4 protein-coding genes are annotated in these 3130 nt (G+C 67.8%); all 4 read left to right on the plus strand.

Annotation, left to right across the window (positions count from 1 at the left end):
• Positions 1-689 (plus strand): ATP synthase F1 subunit gamma (atpG, locus tag NQ160_RS21325; RefSeq protein WP_257517073.1); only part of this gene is annotated, 689 nt, incomplete at its 5' end.
• Between the two features lie 19 nt (positions 690-708).
• Positions 709-2154, plus strand: coding sequence for a F0F1 ATP synthase subunit beta (gene atpD, locus NQ160_RS21330; protein ID WP_257517074.1), 1446 nt, complete (start codon positions 709-711; stop codon positions 2152-2154).
• A gap of 1 nt (position 2155) precedes the next feature.
• A complete protein-coding gene (locus NQ160_RS21335) occupies positions 2156-2416 on the plus strand; it encodes a F0F1 ATP synthase subunit epsilon (RefSeq protein WP_257517075.1) in 261 nt (86 codons plus the stop codon).
• Positions 2417-2495: 79 nt separating this feature from the next.
• Positions 2496-3130 (plus strand): YaaA family protein (locus NQ160_RS21340; protein WP_257517076.1); only part of this gene is annotated, 635 nt, incomplete at its 3' end.

Genomic DNA, 3130 nt, shown 5'->3' on the forward strand with positions numbered 1-3130 from the left:
AGGTGATCCGCCGTTCGGCGATCGTCATCTTCGCCTCCGACCGGGGACTGGCGGGCGCCTTCAACTCCCAGATCCTGCGCGAAGCGCTGGAGCTCGCCGAGCTGCTGCGCTCCGAGGGCAAGGAAGTCTCGTACTACCTCGTCGGCCGCAAGGCGGTGGGCTACTTCCAGTTCCGCCGCATGCGGGCCGAGGGGGAGTGGGTCGGCGATACCGACACCCCGCACTTCAACACCGCGGAACTGATCGCGGGCGCCCTGCTGGACGCCTACGACCGCGGCGGCGAAGAGGGCGGCGTCGACGAGATCCACCTCGTCTACAACCGGTTCGTCAGCATGATGACCCAGAGCCCCGAGCGTGTGCGACTGCTCCCGCTCGAGGTCGTCGAGGCCGGCCCGGACGAGCAGAACACCGGCCAGGTGTACCCCCTGTACGAGTTCGAGCCGAGCCCGGAGGTCGTCCTCGACTCCCTCCTCCCGGTCTACGTGCAGAGCCGTGTCTTCAACGCCCTCCTGCAGTCGTCCGCGGCGAAGCACGCCGCAACGCAGAAGGCGATGAAGTCCGCCAGCGACAACGCCGACAAGCTCATCACCGACTACACCCGCCTGCGCAACAACGCGCGTCAGGCGGAGATCACTCAGCAGATCGCCGAGATCGTCGGCGGCGCCGACGCTCTGGCGTCGGGCAAGTAGAACCACGAAAGAGAAGACAATGACTCTCACCGCACCCGAGGCGACCACGGTCACAGGCCGCGTCGCGCGCGTCACCGGCCCCGTCGTCGACATCGAGTTCCCGCACGATTCGATCCCCGAGATCTACAACGCGCTCAAGACGACGATCACGATCGGCGACACGTCGACCGAGATCACGCTCGAGGTCGCTCAGCACCTCGGCGACGACCTGGTTCGCGCCATCGCCCTCAAGCCCACCGACGGCATCGTCCGCGGCCAGGAGGTGCGCAACACCGGCGGACCCATCACTGTGCCCGTCGGCGACGTCACCAAGGGCAAGGTCTTCAACGTGACCGGTGACGTGCTCAACGCAGCACCCGGCGAGAAGATCGAGATCACCGAGCGCTGGGGCATCCACCGCCAGGCGCCGAACTTCGACCAGCTCGAGTCCAAGACCCAGATGTTCGAGACGGGCATCAAGGTCATCGACCTGCTGACCCCGTACGTGCTGGGCGGCAAGATCGGCCTGTTCGGCGGCGCCGGCGTCGGCAAGACCGTGCTCATCCAGGAGATGATCCAGCGCGTCGCGCAGGACCACGGTGGCGTGTCGGTGTTCGCCGGTGTCGGCGAGCGCACCCGTGAGGGCAACGACCTCATCCACGAGATGGAGGAGGCGGGCGTCTTCGAGAAGACCGCCCTCGTCTTCGGCCAGATGGACGAGCCGCCGGGGACGCGTCTGCGCGTCGCCCTCTCGGCGCTGACGATGGCGGAGTACTTCCGCGACGTGCAGAAGCAGGACGTGCTGTTGTTCATCGACAACATCTTCCGCTTCACGCAGGCCGGCTCCGAGGTCTCGACGCTGCTGGGCCGCATGCCCTCGGCCGTGGGTTACCAGCCCAACCTCGCCGACGAGATGGGTGTGCTCCAGGAGCGCATCACCTCGACGCGTGGTCACTCGATCACGTCGCTCCAGGCGATCTACGTGCCCGCCGACGACTACACCGACCCGGCGCCGGCCACCACGTTCGCGCACCTGGATGCCACCACCGAGCTGTCCCGCGAGATCGCGTCGAAGGGTCTGTACCCCGCCGTCGACCCGCTGACCTCGACCAGCCGCATCCTCGACCCCCGCTACATCGGCGAGGACCACTACCGTGTGGCCACCGCCGTCAAGCAGATCCTCCAGAAGAACAAGGAACTGCAGGAGATCATCGCGATCCTCGGTGTCGACGAGCTCTCCGAAGAGGACAAGGTCGTCGTGTCGCGTGCACGTCGCATCCAGCAGTTCCTCTCGCAGAACACCTACATGGCCAAGAAGTTCACCGGCGTCGAGGGCTCCACGGTCCCGATCAAGGAGACCATCGAGTCGTTCGACGCCATCGTCAAGGGTGACTTCGACCACGTGGCCGAGCAGGCCTTCTTCAACGTCGGCGGCATCGCCGACGTCGAAGAGAAGTGGGCGAAGATCCAGAAGGAGAACGGCTGACATGGCGATCTCCGTCAGCCTCGTCTCCGCGGAGTCGGAGGTCTGGTCCGGTGAGGCGAGCCTCGTCGTGGCCAAGACCGTCGAGGGTGAGATCGGCTTCATGAGCGGTCACGAGCCCGTGCTCGCGATCCTCGCCGAAGGTCAGGTGCGCATCACCACCGAGGACGGCCGCAAGGTCGTCGCCGACGCGCGCGAGGGTTTCCTGTCGATGGCGGGGGACGAACTGTCCATCGTGGCGGGACACGCCGCGCTGGTCTCCTGACCGCTGACAACGCACGAATGCACCGGATGAGCCTGCTCTTCGGTGCATTCGTGCGTTCCGGGGTGGCAGGGCAGGCACGATGCTGATCCTGCTGCCGCCCTCCGAGACGAAGCGCTCAGGTGGCGAGGGCGAGCCCCTGGATGCCACCGGGCTCGCCTTGCCGCAGCTCGCGCCGCAGCGGGCCGCCGTGATCGATGCGCTGGTCGCGCTGTCCGGCGACGAGCAGGCCGCGATGAAAGCGCTGAAGCTCAGCGACCGTCAGCGCGGCGAGGTGGCGGTGAACGCTGCGCTGCGAACGGCTGCCACGATGCCGGCGGTCGACCGCTACACCGGGGTGCTGTTCGACGCGCTCGGTGCGGCATCGCTCGATGAGTCCGCCCGCGGCTGGCTCGGCGCCCAGGCGATGATCCACTCGGCACCGTTCGGGCCGGTGTCGGCCCTCGACCTGATTCCGGCGTACCGGCTCGCCGCCGGTGCGCGCCTGCCCGGCCTCCCGGCGTTGCGGCGGTTCTGGGCAGAGCCGGTCGCGGCGGCGATCGCCGCCGCGGACCCCGCCTTCGTGCTTGATCTGCGCTCCGAGGCCTACGTCGCGCTGGGCCCGGTGCCGGCCACCGTCGACAGCGTCTACGTGCGGGTGGTCTCCGCGGGACCCGGCGGCACGGTGCGCGCGCTCAACCACTTCAACAAGCGTGCCAAGGGCGAGCTCGTGCGTCT

It is taken from the genome of Microbacterium sp. zg.Y909 (assembly GCF_024626565.1).